Source organism: Psychrobacter faecalis (assembly GCF_016107575.1).
Lineage (GTDB): Bacteria > Pseudomonadota > Gammaproteobacteria > Pseudomonadales > Moraxellaceae > Psychrobacter > Psychrobacter faecalis.
On the sequence record NZ_JABAST010000005.1, the window covers coordinates 1 to 13968 of the forward strand.

8 protein-coding genes and 1 pseudogene are annotated in these 13968 nt (G+C 45.7%); 7 read left to right on the forward strand and 2 right to left on the reverse strand.

Going from position 1 to position 13968, the window contains the following annotated elements; translation table 11 throughout:
- Positions 1-140, forward strand: a pseudogene (locus tag JFC07_RS02655) (IS982 family transposase); the annotation flags it as partial.
- 24 nt (positions 141-164) lie between these two features.
- On the opposite strand, the gene JFC07_RS02660 reads toward JFC07_RS02655, so the two are convergent.
- Complete coding sequence (locus tag JFC07_RS02660; protein WP_068404463.1) at positions 165-2990, reverse strand: heavy metal translocating P-type ATPase; 2826 nt, start codon at positions 2988-2990, stop codon at positions 165-167.
- A gap of 443 nt (positions 2991-3433) precedes the next feature.
- On the opposite strand from JFC07_RS02660, the gene mrcB reads away from it, so the two are divergent.
- The 6 genes from mrcB to purH all read left to right on the forward strand — a co-directional run bounded on the left by mrcB (position 3434) and on the right by purH (position 11765).
- A complete protein-coding gene (gene mrcB / locus JFC07_RS02665) occupies positions 3434-5941 on the forward strand; it encodes a penicillin-binding protein 1B (protein ID WP_102076836.1) in 2508 nt (835 codons plus the stop codon).
- Positions 5942-5971: 30 nt separating this feature from the next.
- Complete coding sequence (locus tag JFC07_RS02670; RefSeq protein WP_102076835.1) at positions 5972-6796, forward strand: tetratricopeptide repeat protein; 825 nt, start codon at positions 5972-5974, stop codon at positions 6794-6796.
- Between the two features lie 164 nt (positions 6797-6960).
- Positions 6961-7887 (forward strand): 50S ribosomal protein L11 methyltransferase, encoded by a 927-nt coding sequence (gene prmA, locus JFC07_RS02675; protein ID WP_193030475.1) that lies wholly within the window; start codon positions 6961-6963, stop codon positions 7885-7887.
- Between the two features lie 193 nt (positions 7888-8080).
- Entirely contained in the window at positions 8081-9394 is a 1314-nt protein-coding gene (locus JFC07_RS02680) for a zinc-ribbon and DUF3426 domain-containing protein (RefSeq protein WP_193030473.1), read from the forward strand.
- Between the two features lie 321 nt (positions 9395-9715).
- Positions 9716-9985 (forward strand): DNA-binding transcriptional regulator Fis, encoded by a 270-nt coding sequence (gene fis, locus JFC07_RS02685; protein WP_068404623.1) that lies wholly within the window; start codon positions 9716-9718, stop codon positions 9983-9985.
- 199 nt (positions 9986-10184) lie between these two features.
- Positions 10185-11765 (forward strand): bifunctional phosphoribosylaminoimidazolecarboxamide formyltransferase/IMP cyclohydrolase, encoded by a 1581-nt coding sequence (gene purH, locus JFC07_RS02690; RefSeq protein WP_068404472.1) that lies wholly within the window; start codon positions 10185-10187, stop codon positions 11763-11765.
- Positions 11766-11919: 154 nt separating this feature from the next.
- Here purH and JFC07_RS02695 read toward each other — a convergent pair whose 3' ends face one another.
- Positions 11920-13794: a SurA N-terminal domain-containing protein gene (locus tag JFC07_RS02695; protein ID WP_068404473.1), complete on the reverse strand. Its 1875-nt coding sequence runs from the start codon at positions 13792-13794 to the stop codon at positions 11920-11922.
- Between the last annotated feature and the right edge of the window lie 174 nt (positions 13795-13968).

The following is a 13968-nucleotide window of genomic DNA, read 5'->3' on the forward strand; positions in this document are numbered from 1 at the left end:
TACAAAGGGTAAGAGCAAGAGATTTATGGCATTTGTCTCATCGATTGATTCGTAAAATCCTGTCACACAATCTGTGCTTTGTACTCAACAAAAAACTTGGTAATCCGCCTCTTCAGTTTGAATTGCTTATTTCAAGTTGAGAGTGGGGTTTAAGCTGCTTTACATTAAGCACGCTTTAGACGCAGCGCGTTTAATACCACAAATAATGAGCTTAACGACATACCAATCGCCGCAAGCCAAGGCGGCACATAGCCTAAAGCTGCGGGTATCAAGACGCTACTATTATAAATTAGCGCCCAACGTAAGTTTTGCTTAATAATACGTTTGGTCTTATCAGCGATACGCTTCGCCGCCGTGATAGCTTCGATTTGACCATTTAGAATGATACTGTCACTCGAGACTTGCGCCAAATCTGCTGCGCCCGCAATCGAGGTTGAGACATCTGCCGCTGCTAAAACAGGCGCATCATTAATACCGTCACCAACCATGAGTACGACGGCGCCTTTTGCTTGCAGCGCTTGAATATGATTGACTTTATCGGTTGGCGACAGGCCGTTATAAGCGGCTTTCATGCCTAACTCTTCCGCCATTACCAGTGCTTGTGGACTTGGGTCACCGGTTAGCATGACCGGCTCAATACCTGATTTTTTGAGAGCGGCGAGCATAGACGGCGCACTATCACGTACCTTATCGTTAAAGTAAAAACCTGCCAGCGCTTGCCATGCATTTGACGGACTATTTTGACAAGACAATACCACCGCCGAGCTGGCACGATGAGTGGCTAAATCAATGGTTAACGCATTATTTTGTTGAGAATCAGTATTCGCTTTATCCATGGCAAAATCGACATGACCGATGCGATATAGGACGCCATCAATCATTGCCTCTACCCCGCCTGCAGGATAGTATTGCAACGACTGCGTCGCAGGCAGATGTAATTGATAAGCGGCGGTGAGCAAAGCGTGAGCAATCGGATGGCGGCTGCCCACTTCAAGCGCGGCGGCAATCGCTAATAGCTTGTCTTTTTCTTCATTGCTAGCAGCTGTCGTATCATTAGTTGCCAATCGCTCGATATTTAATAAATTGGGCTTACCATAAGTCAGCGTGCCTGTTTTATCAAACGCCACATGGGTAATCTCAGCAAGGGTTTGCAGCGTATGGCCTCGTGTGGTTAAAAAGCCATAACTCGCCAATCGATTGGTCGCTACCGTCAGCGCAATCGGTGTCGCTAAGGAGAGCGCACACGGACAGGTCGCCACCAATACCGCCACCGTTGCCCAAATTGCTTGGCTTGGGTCGACGATATACCAACCAATGAACACCAAAGCTGATAATACTAAAATCCGCGCTACAAACCAACGCGCCAGCTTATCCGCTTGCTGAGCGAGTTTTGGTTTCTCACTCATCGCCCGATTCATCAGCCTATCAATCAACCCTATCTGGCTGTCTTCTGGCAATGCCGTCACTAACATCTCAAACGGCTGACTGTCGTTTTGGGCGCCGCCAACGATATAATCGCCTTGGGTTTTGATGATTAAATCGCCCTCACCAGTTAGCAGGCTTTGCGAGACGGTCGCTGTAGAGCTAAGCAAGATACCATCGCTGATAATCTCAGAGCCTGCTTCCACCATAATAATATCGCCCACTTGCAAGCTATGAGCGGTCACCATCTGCCTTTTTTCTGGCACGGCTTCTGTCTGCGCTATATTTGATGGTTTATGATTTGCTCGCTGCCAGTCTTGAGCGATACGTGACGTCAATTGCTGAATATTGGCATCCATGCTTTGCTTAAAGTTGGGCATCGTTTTTGCGCTAGTGGTTGTGCCCTTTGTCGCTAAATTATTATTTGGATTAAGCACCTGTTCAGCACTATTATCAGAAAGAGCGTCATTATCAAAGATAGTATTATTAAGCGTATTTTGCTCTATGAGCTGCAAGATACGCGCCGCCGCGTCTTTATCTTCAGCAATTTTTTGTACCAAGACGGGCTCGACCACCACCAAGTCATTGGCCATAGTGGCGGCTTTTAAGCGTGCATTATGCTCAATATAACGCCCAGCCAATAAGAAGAAAATGAACATACTGACCGAATCAAAGTACGTTTCCCCTTGCCCGGTAATGGTCGCATAAAGACTGGCAAAGAAGGTCACCACTAAGGCGATACTAACCGGCACATCCATATTGACTTGGCGGGCACGAATCGCTGACCATGCTGAGGTAAAAAACGGCACACCGGCATAAAAGAACACCGGCGTACTCACAAATAGCGACACCCAACGTAGAAAATCACGCTGAAAAATAAGCATGTCGCTATATTCGCCAAAATAAATCGCTACCGCATACATCATTGCTTGCATCGAGCCGAGCGCCGCGATACCAAGCCGTAATAGCATCTGACTGTTATGACGTGCCAGCATGGCCTCATGGGTATCTTGACGATAAGGCTTGGCTTCGTAGCCAATCTCATTGATAACGCCCAAAATACGACTAATCGGCAGCTTATCTTCGTCCCAAATCACCCGCATGCGCTGATTGGTTAAATTAACCTGACATTGGCTGATGCCATCTAACTCATCTAGCCGCGACTCAATCAGCCACGTACAGGCCGCACAGCGCAGATTATTGACCGATAGTTCTGCTACCGACATGCCGTCTTGGGCGTAGACAAATTGAGATTTTATTTCATCGTGATCATAAGCTTCAAGGCGCGTCAGCTGGGTTGGTAAACTTGCCGTACGGTTAATCTCCGAGCGGTCAAGATAGTATTGCTCAAGCCCTGCCTCGACAATACTTTGCGACGCTAACTGACAGCCCATACAGCACATCTCGCGCGACTGACCTAAAATATCGGTATGAAACGGCGGCTCTGGTACCGGATCACCGCAATGAAAACAATGACCGGCAAGCGGCAACACCAGACCCTCAGTAATCGAGTGGTCTTGATAGTGGCGGTTGTTATTTGCTGGCATAGATGAGGGAATACTAGACATAATCGCGCTATTTCCTTTCGACAAGTTTACTTGCAGCCGACCGGCTTTTAATAAACTTGCTCTGATTAACGAGAGTCAATCCCTATGTAAAAAAGCGATTGAATTATCTGCCTTTAACACAGCTACTTTACATAGATATTGGCACAACGTTATTGGCACAATGATATTGGCATAAATGAGACTAAAAAATTGGTAAAAACTATTAATAAAAGGGGTCGATAAAACTGTTGGTATCAACCTAATTATTAATATAAACATTATACTACAAGCGCGCGGCGTAAGCAGCCTAGCCCTTTATCCCAAAACATTAATACCTCCAAAACACCTACTACGAAAGTCTAACGCCTGCTTAATGAATGCAGGCGTTGATGATGATAGATTGAAAAATTTGTCAATTTGCGTCATTATGAGGCAGTTTTTTATCCCAAAATGGTGTGTCATCAGTGCAAAAGTCTAATTCTAAGCGACCACAGTCGTCTAAGCCTGCTATCAATACGCTACCCTCACAGCAGCGCGGCGTGGTGTTTAGTGGTATTTTATTAATCGTCATTATCGCAGCTATGGTGCTATTGGCGCTATATTTGGTCAAACTTGATCGCACCATTACCCACAAGTTTGAGGGCAAGCGCTGGGACATTCCTGCTAAGGTTTACTCGCAGCCCCTAGAGCTGTATCAAGGCGCCAATGTCGATACAGACACCATGAAAACTTGGCTTAAGCTGCTCAATTATCAAAGCAACAAGGCTTATGATCGCACCGGTACCTACCATAAATCTGGCAATACCTACTTTATCCATACGCGCGGCTTTACGTATAGCGCCAACGACGTCGATAAAGAGCAAGTCATCAAAATGACCATTGCTGGCAATAAGATTGAGTCGGTACAAAGCACCCAGCCTGCCAAAACTGGCATTATTCGTCTGGAGCCAGTAAACATCGGCGGTATTTATCCAGACAGTAACGAAGATCGCATGGTGGTGACGCTCGATCAAGTACCGCAGCCGCTGATTGACGCGCTTATCGCTACCGAGGATCGCGGGTTTTATGAGCACAAAGGCGTCTCGATACGCGGTATCGCGCGTGCGGTATTAAACAACTTTACCGGTGGCCCTAGACAGGGCGGCTCGACCATCACTCAGCAGCTGATTAAAAACTTTTATCTGAACTCCGATCGGACGATGAAACGTAAAGCCAATGAGGCATTGATGGCGGTGTTACTTGAGCTGCATTATAGTAAAGATGAGATTCTACAAACCTATCTAAACGAGATTTACTTGGGTCAAAACGGCAATCGCTCTATCAATGGCTTTGGCCTTGCCTCGCAATTTTATTTTGATAAACCCCTCAAAGAGCTGCGTTTAGACCAACAGGCGCTACTTGTTGGTATGGCAAAAGGCCCGAGCGTTTATAACCCGCGCCGTCATCCAAACGATTCGACAGAGCGCCGTAATACCGTACTGAATAATATGCTAGCAGTCGGTAAAATTAGCCAAGAAGAGTACGAAAAAGCGATAGAAAAACCACTCGATGTGGCGGACAAACCCGTCGAAGGCAAAAGCCAGTTCCCTGATTTTTTAGATATCGTCAAGCGTGAATTGAACAAAGTCTATTATTCTGATGATCTGAAAAACGAAGGTCTGATTATCATCAGTACCTTAGATCCTATTGCCCAATTGGCAGCGGACAAAGCGGTCGAGAGAAAACTTGGTGAGCTACGTCGTCGCGGTAGCAAGACCAAAGACTTACAAGGCGCATTGGTCAGTGCCAATCCTGAAACTGGTGAGCTGGTGGCAGTGGTCGGTAGTGGCAGTGAATTTACTGGTTTTAACCGTGCTGTCGATGCCAAGCGTCAAGTTGGCTCGTTATTAAAGCCAATTATCTATATGACGGCGCTTGAAAGCGGGCGCTATAATTTGGCAAGCTCGGTCGATGATTCACCGATTACGGTCAATTTGAGTGACGGTACTGAGTGGAATCCAAAGAACTATGACAATCGTGACCATGGTTACGTGCCGTTTACCACCGCTTTGTCGCAATCGTATAATCACAGCGCGGTACGTTTGGGTATGGAGTTTGGCGTTAATACCTTTGCCAAACAGCTACAGCGCATGGGCGTAAAAGAGAAAATCCCGCCTTATCCTTCGGCTTTATTAGGCTCGGTCAATCTTAGCCCAATGGATATGCTGGGCGTTTACCAAGTATTCGCTACCGGTGGTTTCCGCACGCCTATTCATAGTATTCGTAGTGTTATTGATGATCGCGGACATATTTTGCAGCGTACCGGTTTAAATACCCAGCGTAGTATTCCGCCTGAGACCAACTTTTTGATTAACTATGCCTTGCAAGACGTGGTCAAAAACGGCACGGCCAGACGCATACAATCGCTTGGCAGCAACTTAAACCTTGCTGGTAAAACGGGTACGACCAACGATTACCGTGATGCTTGGTTTGCCGGCTACAGTGGCAACTATGTTAGCGTGGTTTGGGTCGGTCGTGATGACAATAAACCTATCGGTCTAAGCGGTGGTAGTGGCGCTTTGCCAGTTTGGGTCGATTATATGAATCGTCTCAAGCTGACCCCTGTCGCGCTGCCAGAGCCTGAGGGAATTGAGTGGTTGTGGCTTGAGAACAACTCTGGCAAGTTGTCTAATGAACGCTGTGCTGATGCGCGCTATCTGCCAGTGATGTCAGCGTATCTACCCGAAGAAGCCAGCAGTTGTGCTATTAGCTTATATCAACAAGAGCGTGCCCGCGAGCAGATACAATGGCAAAACCAGCAAGGCTCGATTAATCAACAGCGCCGCCGTGAAGGCTTAGATATTCCTAATGGCGAAGCCGTTGATACGGATAACGAAGGTGACGACGCTAACAATGCCGGCAACGCTGAGCAAGAAGGCGGGTCGAGCAATCGTGCCGATACTTGGTATGACCGCGCCGTTGAATGGTTCTAGGGTTTTTAAGACTTAAAAAAGGGTTTTAACATGGCTTTATTGATACAGCAAACTGTCGCCGCTAAGCAGGCTATCACTGCTCCTTCTAAAGGGCAAACTAAGCTGATTAATACGATACTTGCTACTAGCGCCCTTATTAGCGCATTAAGTTTAAGTGCTTGCCAAACGGCGCCGATAGCAATAAAAACGTCTCCTGCGCAAACGTCTGCGCCTCAAAAACAGCAGCCTACAGCAAAACAGCCAGTAACGGTAACCCAAGCACCGATTGTTAAAGGCGATGATAATAAGTACTCTACCGTGCCCAATACAGTGCCTACACAACCGACTTCGACAATGCAGTCATCCGAAGCAGAACAGGTCTATACGCCAGCAACACAAAGTCCAATCATCACACAGCCTGATAGCCAAGATGCCATCATCCTTACGCCTTCTCGTGAAGATTACATCCTATCCGAACCATCAATTCCTTCGCATAATGAGCTATTGGAGCGGGCGCGGCAAAACTCACAGCAGCGCAGTCAGCAAAGCACAGCCAATAACAGCAACTTGCCAGCCTTTCGTAATCTCATGCAAACAGGTACAGAGCAATTAAAATCAGGCAATATAAATGGCGCTGAGAGCAGCTTTACGCGCGCGCAGCGCCTCGCGCCCAAATCATCAGCCGTCTATTTTTATTTGGCGCAAGTCGCTCTTAAAAAGAATCAACCACGTAAGGCTGAAGCGATGGCGCGCCGAGGTTTGACCGTTGCTCAAGACAGCACTCGCCGCCGCAACCTTTGGCAAATCATCTTGCAATCAGGACAAGCACAGGGTAACGCTCGCGTGATAAATGAGGCCAGACAGGCGCTGCGCTAATAGGACACACTCTCGTATTTACCATGACGACTGAATCTATAAGCGCTAAAATAGGCTTATAGATTTAGTCGTTAATTTTTTTATCCCGTTTTTTATTGGGTTTAATGACTGTTTTCTTTTACTCCTTTAATTCTTCACTTTTATTTTAAACTAAGGTTACCTTTATGGCATGGCAACAACTGCATTTACAATGTGAAAAAGACAATGTCGATCTCGCTGAGGCGCTGTTATTAGAAGCTGGCGCGCTATCAATCGCTTTAGATGACGCAGGCGACCAGCCTTTATTTGAACCCCTTCCCGGTGAATCACCGTTATGGGATGAGGTCATAATCACAGGCTTGTTTGACGCCAATACAGATGCTGGCAATCGTCAATTACTTGAGGAATTAAGCCATGAAATCGGCGCACAAGTACAGGCCAGCCGAACGTGGGTCAACGCTGTCGATGATAAGGATTGGGAGCGCGAATGGATGTCCAATTATAAGCCAATCGAGTGCGCCAATAACTTATGGATTGTGCCTAATTGGCTGACACCGCCGAACCCTGACGCTACCAATATTATTATGGATCCAGGTTTGGCTTTTGGTACTGGCTACCATGCCACTACTCGCCTCTGTCTTGATTGGCTGACCGAGCAAGACCTGACCGATAAAGTTGTGATCGATTATGGCTGCGGCTCTGGTATTTTAGGGATTGCGGCGCTGTTATTGGGCGCGCGTCAAGTTTATGCGGTGGATATTGACCCACAAGCGGTGCTTGCGACCAATCAAAATGCAGCACGCAATCACGTTGATGATCGCTTGCAAGCATTTTTGCCAGAAGACTTCAATAATTACTGGCAACAAAACGATATGAAACCCGTAGAAATCATGGTTGCTAATATTTTAGCCAAGCCACTCATTGGTTTAGCGCCTTATTTTGCGACCCTGATGGCACCCAAAAGCCGTATCGTGTTAGCAGGCTTGATTGAATCGCAAACCGAGCAGGTCAGCGAAGCGTATCAGCCTTACTTTTCGCTCGATCCTAAGCATGCTTTTACCGCGCAAGAAGATCAACATTGGCAGCGTTTATCTGGTACATTTACAGGCTAGCAACATTTAATTACATCTGTTACGATAGAGGAGCAGTTAAATAATGTTGTGTATTTAACGCTGCTCTATCGTTGCCTGCAAATTATGATGATTACTCTATAAAAAAAGACATAAAAAACTGGCAGCGGTTGGTAAGTGATTAAGCAGTATTAACATGCGGTATTAATACTGATACCTTTTTGGATTCGACCTTATGACTACGCCAATCAAAACCCAGTGCCCTCATTGTCATGCTATTTTTAATATTAAAAAAACACAGTTAAACCAAAAAACAGCCAATGTTTGCTGTGAACATTGTCAACACAGTTTTTTGGTCAATAACAACCTTATTGTCACGAATGATACAGAGCCGACTGCTGACACTATGGGGCATGAACCTCAATATGATGCATCCACTACCGCCAATACTTCTATTAAGCAAACGTCTACCGTTACGCCAGAAGCAAAAGCCACAACCAAGCTAAACGTCACCTCTGAACCAGAAGATGCAGATATTCTTATCCATGATGATATGGCTGAAGAAGATTTGATAGAGGATCAGTTGATTCACGATGATATGGATATTGCAGATTTTGAAGAGGAAGATTTAGAATACGGTTCGCTCGACAGTATGGACGCTTGGCTAACGCAAGCAGCAGATAGCACCCCTACCTCAACCACGAACAGTAGTGATAAGTCGACGAAAAGCTCAGCGACAAAGCTAGATAAAAGCGCTCACGCCTCTGTTAGTCCCATAGAAAAACCCTCTTTAGCAAACGCTCTTATAAAAGAGCCAGCATCAGCTGCACAAGTAGCCCTTAGCTCAGCGGCAGCTAATGACATCCATGCCAGTATCGATGATAATAGCGATGAGTCTTGGCTTGAAAAATTGCTCAAAGAACAAAATGAAAACGAAGACGGTCATAGTCCAAGAAAAGACACAGATTTATCAGCGCTGCTCGCAAGCATGGGCGTTTCTATCAAAGACGAAGACAACACGCAGGCCGCACGCCTTAAAAGGCAGCAAGCACAAGCCAAGTTTTCACCAACACCTGCTAAGCGCTCGCTTGCTTCATTACTCTGGACATTTGGTTGTTTGGTATTAGCGCTGCTACTTTTTGCGCAGTATGTCATTTTTAATTTGGATAACTTGGTTAAAAATCCTGCCCATGCTGAGCGCTTGCAAAAAGTATGTGCTATCGCCGCTTGTAGCTTACCTAGCGCCAATCTAGCGGCTTTGAGTACAAGCGATATCACTCATCGACCTAGCCGCACCGAAACTGCCAACACTATTAGTGATATCAGCATCACCTTAAACAATCAAAGCACCCAAGCACAACTCCTGCCGCATGTGAAAGTCAGTGTTTATGATAGTGATGCACTTATCGGCGAATTTATTGCAGCACCGCAAGATTATCTACTCAGTACACAGAGCCAATTGGGCGCGACAAGTCGCAAGCAGCTGTTATTTACCATCCCAGTCGCCAATACTCAAATCGACAAAGTAAACGCCGAGCCTATTTATTAACATCAGGCTTGGTAAAATGCCATTTATAAGCAATAAAATTTATTCAAAAGTTTTGCTCTTTTATCAAATTTGTCTTAAATGTTTTAAATCTGTCATCATAAATGATAATAAATAGCGTCAAGCCTAGAGTAATAATAGGGTAATACCCAATCTATTGTTCTGATAGGCTTTGACTTTGTTATAATAGCGCTTAAACGCCTTATGGTTTACGCTTACGCTTAAGGACATTATCTTATGCCACCACATGCACCGTATAATGCCACTCATTTTGACCAGGATATTGAGAGCTCTGCTGATTATAAAGACGGCTATCATCGCTCTATCCATAAGGTAGAAGCTTCCTTAGACAATAGCCTTCATGCGCACCAACCGTTACGTGTGCATGTAGAGCGCGTGGTGCGGCAGTATTTTGCGATGCTCGATGATGAGATGCCAACCGACTTATATGAGCTTATTTTAAAAGAGATAGAGCAGCCACTATTGTCAGTCGTGCTTGAGAAGTGCCGCGGCAATCAGACCAAGTGTGCGCAAATCTTAGGTCTCAATCGCGGTACGCTACGCAAAAAGCTCAAAACTTATGGCTTAATGTAATCTATGGCTGTATGCCAGTCGCTGTTATTTACGACGACCAAATACTACACTCACCGCCCTTATTAGCCCTGCTAACCGACATTCAATTGTATGGCACGTTTATAGTTTATGATCTTATCAAACCCGATATGCTCTGCACTGCTTGCCATTATTACCTTGCCAGACGTTTACGTCAGGCTTTTTTTATGGAAATTTTCTTATGAGTACAACTCCCCTTGCCCTACTATCGGTTTCCGATAAGTCAAATATCGTAGAATTCGCCCAAGGATTGCTTAAAGCTGGCTTTGGTTTATTATCGACTGGCGGTACTTACCGCTTGCTGACAGAAAATAACGTCGCTGTGACCGAAGTTTCAGACTATACCGGTTTTCCTGAAATGATGGACGGCCGCGTTAAAACGCTACATCCAAAGATTCATGGCGGTATTTTAGGACGCCGCGGTACTGATGACAGCGTCATGAATGAGCACGCTATTGAGCGCATTGATTTGGTCGTCGTCAATCTTTATCCGTTTGCAGAGACGATTGCACGTAGCGACGTCACCATGAACGATGCGATCGAAAACATCGATATTGGCGGCCCTACTATGGTTCGTTCAGCAGCAAAAAACCACGCTCACGTCGGTATTGTGACTGACCCTGCTGATTATACGCGCGTGCTTGAAGCATTAGGCAATGGAACGACTTTAACCGCTGCCCTACGTTACGATTTAGCGGTCAAAGCCTTTGAGCATACCGCACAATACGACGGAATGATTGCCAATTTCTTGGGCAGCCGCGTGAATGAAAACCAAGAGGCAGAGAATTTCTCTCGTACCTTTAACGTCCAATTAGAAAAAGTGCAAGACCTACGCTACGGCGAAAACCCGCATCAAAAAGCGGCTTTTTATGTCGAAAACCATGCCCTAAAAAGCCAGCAAGCCTCTATTGCAACCGCGCAGCAGCTACAAGGTAAAGAGCTCTCTTATAACAATATTGCTGATACCGATGCCGCACTTGAATGTGTTAAAGCCTTTAGTGCGCCCGCTTGCGTGATTGTAAAACACGCCAATCCTTGCGGAGTCGCCGTAGATAGCGATCAAGTCACGGCTTACCGCACGGCTTTTAGTACCGACCCTGAGTCATCTTTTGGTGGTATTATTGCCTTTAACCGCGAACTTACGCTTGCTGCAGCCAAAGCGATTATTGACAATCAATTTGTCGAAGTCATCATTGCCCCAAGTATCGAAGATGGCGTTTTGGAGGCGACCGCTGCTAAGAAAAACGTCCGTGTCTTAGTTTGTGGCGAGTTGCCAACGCCTGAGCAGCGCGACAGCCAGCTTGATTATAAACGCGTCAATGGTGGTTTGTTGGTGCAAGAGCAAGATTTGGGCCTTATTACCGCCAACGATTTAAAAATCGTTACCGACGTCCAGCCAACCGAAGCACAGATTGCTGATTTATTATTTAGCTGGAATGTCGCTAAATATGTCAAATCTAACGCCATCGTTTATGCCAAGAATCAACGCACTATCGGTGTTGGCGCCGGTCAAATGAGCCGCGTCAATTCAGCGCGTATCGCCGCTATCAAAGCCGAGCACGCTGGTCTTGCTACCGAAGGCGCGGTAATGGCATCAGATGCTTTCTTCCCATTCCGTGATGGTATTGATAACGCGGCCGAAGTCGGCATTGCTGCTATCATCCAACCAGGCGGCTCTATGCGTGATGACGAAACGATTGCTGCCGCCAATGAGCATGGTATTGCCATGGTCTTCACTGGTATGCGCCACTTCCGCCATTAATCAGCGGTTAAGATAATGCTATTAAGAAAACAGCGTTGAGAGTAAATAAAAATTGTAATGCATAAAAAAAGCCACTATTAATAGTGGCTTTTTCATATTTAAGGCTTAATAAAGCTCGTTAAAAAAAGGGTTTAACAAATGCCTTATAGGTCGCTTAACGTCCTTGCGCATTGGCCATATTGGCTTCATTAATCTCAACTTTATAGACCATACGTAGATAATCTAGATAATCTTGCAGCTGATCTTGACCCAAATTATCACGAATAATGGCGGCAGTTTGTGCTCTTTGGGCATCAGATAGCGGCGATTGCTGCTCTGTTTTGATGCGATCACCGACCAATAACGTCGCACCCGTTTCAGTCTCACTCGCTACCGCCACGACGCCATTGGCTGCCGCTTGCTGACTAAAGGCTAAGCCGCGCTCTTTTTCGCTCAATTGCGTAGTCTGACGGTTTATCTCGCCCAATGCTTGCAGCTTAACAGGCTGCTTTACAATATCAGCAGGCGTTTTAATAGTGGCCGCCAATTTCTTCGCTTCTTGTAATGCCAGTGCCGTTGCTTTTTGTTGACGCAATATCTGCGTGATTCTTGGCGTCGCCGCTGTTAAAGACAACGTCTTAGTTGGACGATAATTACTTGGCTGTACCCATACCGTACCATTACCAACCTCAATACCCGCAGTCACCGCTTGGTCTTGAATAGTAAACTCATCAAACGCTTGCTTAATTACCGCCGGCTGCGCCAAAGCAGATTGGTTGTTTTCTTTACGATAATCTTTGATATGTTTTAATGGCACATTTTCTTGCTGAGCGATATCTTCAATACTAAAGCCATCTGCTGCCAAGTCATTAATCGCTGTGACTTTATCGGCATACATTTCCTGGCGTTTATATTCTTTGGCTTTAGCGGTTAGCTCTGCACGCATACTCTCTAGACTTGGTATCTTGCTACCATTGTCCTCAGTCACGGTAAATATCTGATAGCCAAAGCTGGTCTTTACAGGAGCACTGACATCACCAACGCTCAAGCCTGCCAGCGCTTTTTCGACAGCTGGCGCATCATTACCAAATACCGCTGGATTAAAACGCCCGATATCGCCGCCTGTTTCACCTGATGGATCATCAGACTCGGCTTTGGCAACCTTGGCAAATGACTCACCTGTCGCAAGGCGGGCTTTAATTTTATCCGCGCGTGCTTTGGCATCTTTACCGGTTAGTAGGATTTGGCTAATTTTACGCTCATCAACCACAGCAAGATTTTGCTTATAGGCTTCATATTGCTGCTGCAAATCTTCTTGGGTGACTTCATTAACTTCAATCGCTTGCGGATTTAGCTGCAAGTAAGCCAAGTCGACCATGGCCGCACTTTTGAGTTTGTCTTTATTGGCGTCATAGTAAGCTTGTATATCACCCTTGCTCAACTTTACCTGCTCAGCATAGTCCTGCCATTTAAAACGATGCAGCCAAATATTGCGCGACTCTAGCTGCAAATCAATCAACTGACTGACCGCTTGCATCGGATAAACTGCGGTACCGACGATGCTGGCATTGAGCTGATCTAGGCTCAACTGGTTGCGAAACTCAGCAAACAGCTGGTTTTTTGTCATATTGCGCTGACGTAAAAAGTTTGCAAACTGCTCGTTAGAAAAATTGCCCTCTGCATCTTTAAAGATTTCTTCTTGGCGCAGCAAGCGATTGATGGTGTCATCAGAAACCGTCATGCCCAGCTTGCCAGCCTGCTGCTCTAGCAAGGTACGATCAATCAGCCCTTTTAGGACTTGCTCGTGCAGCACGTCTTCATTCAATAAACTGGCATCATCAACTTGGTCTAAAAGCTCAGTACGGCGGTTATTGACGGCAGTTTGATACTCGGACAGTCCCACGCTTTTGTCACCTACTTGAGCGATTTGGTTGGGATCGACACCGCCGCCAAAGTAGCTTTCGACACCCAATAGAGCGAGCGGCGATAGGCACAAAATCAATAAAATGCGACCCGGCCAGCTTTTTAAGAAATCGCGCAATTTATCCATAGTTATCTCTGCTTTATTAACCTATATTGATGAAAGACCATTGTAATACTATTAATAATATCAACGCTGTATAAGCAGGCAATGGTAAGAAGAAGAACGTGTGCATTTTATCGCTATAAAATAAGGCGGATTGACGAAGTTTATAACAAGATTTAATAAAAATTCTTGTTTATA

Coding starts and splice junctions, on each gene's coding strand:
- purH (WP_068404472.1), top strand. CDS start 10,185: ATGAGTACAACTCCCCTTGCCCTACTATCGGTTTCCGATAAGTCAAAT.
- JFC07_RS02670 (WP_102076835.1), top strand. CDS start 5,972: ATGGCTTTATTGATACAGCAAACTGTCGCCGCTAAGCAGGCTATCACT.
- prmA (WP_193030475.1), top strand. CDS start 6,961: ATGGCATGGCAACAACTGCATTTACAATGTGAAAAAGACAATGTCGAT.
- JFC07_RS02695 (WP_068404473.1), bottom strand. CDS start 13,794: ATGGATAAATTGCGCGATTTCTTAAAAAGCTGGCCGGGTCGCATTTTA.
- JFC07_RS02680 (WP_193030473.1), top strand. CDS start 8,081: ATGACTACGCCAATCAAAACCCAGTGCCCTCATTGTCATGCTATTTTT.
- JFC07_RS02660 (WP_068404463.1), bottom strand. CDS start 2,990: ATGTCTAGTATTCCCTCATCTATGCCAGCAAATAACAACCGCCACTAT.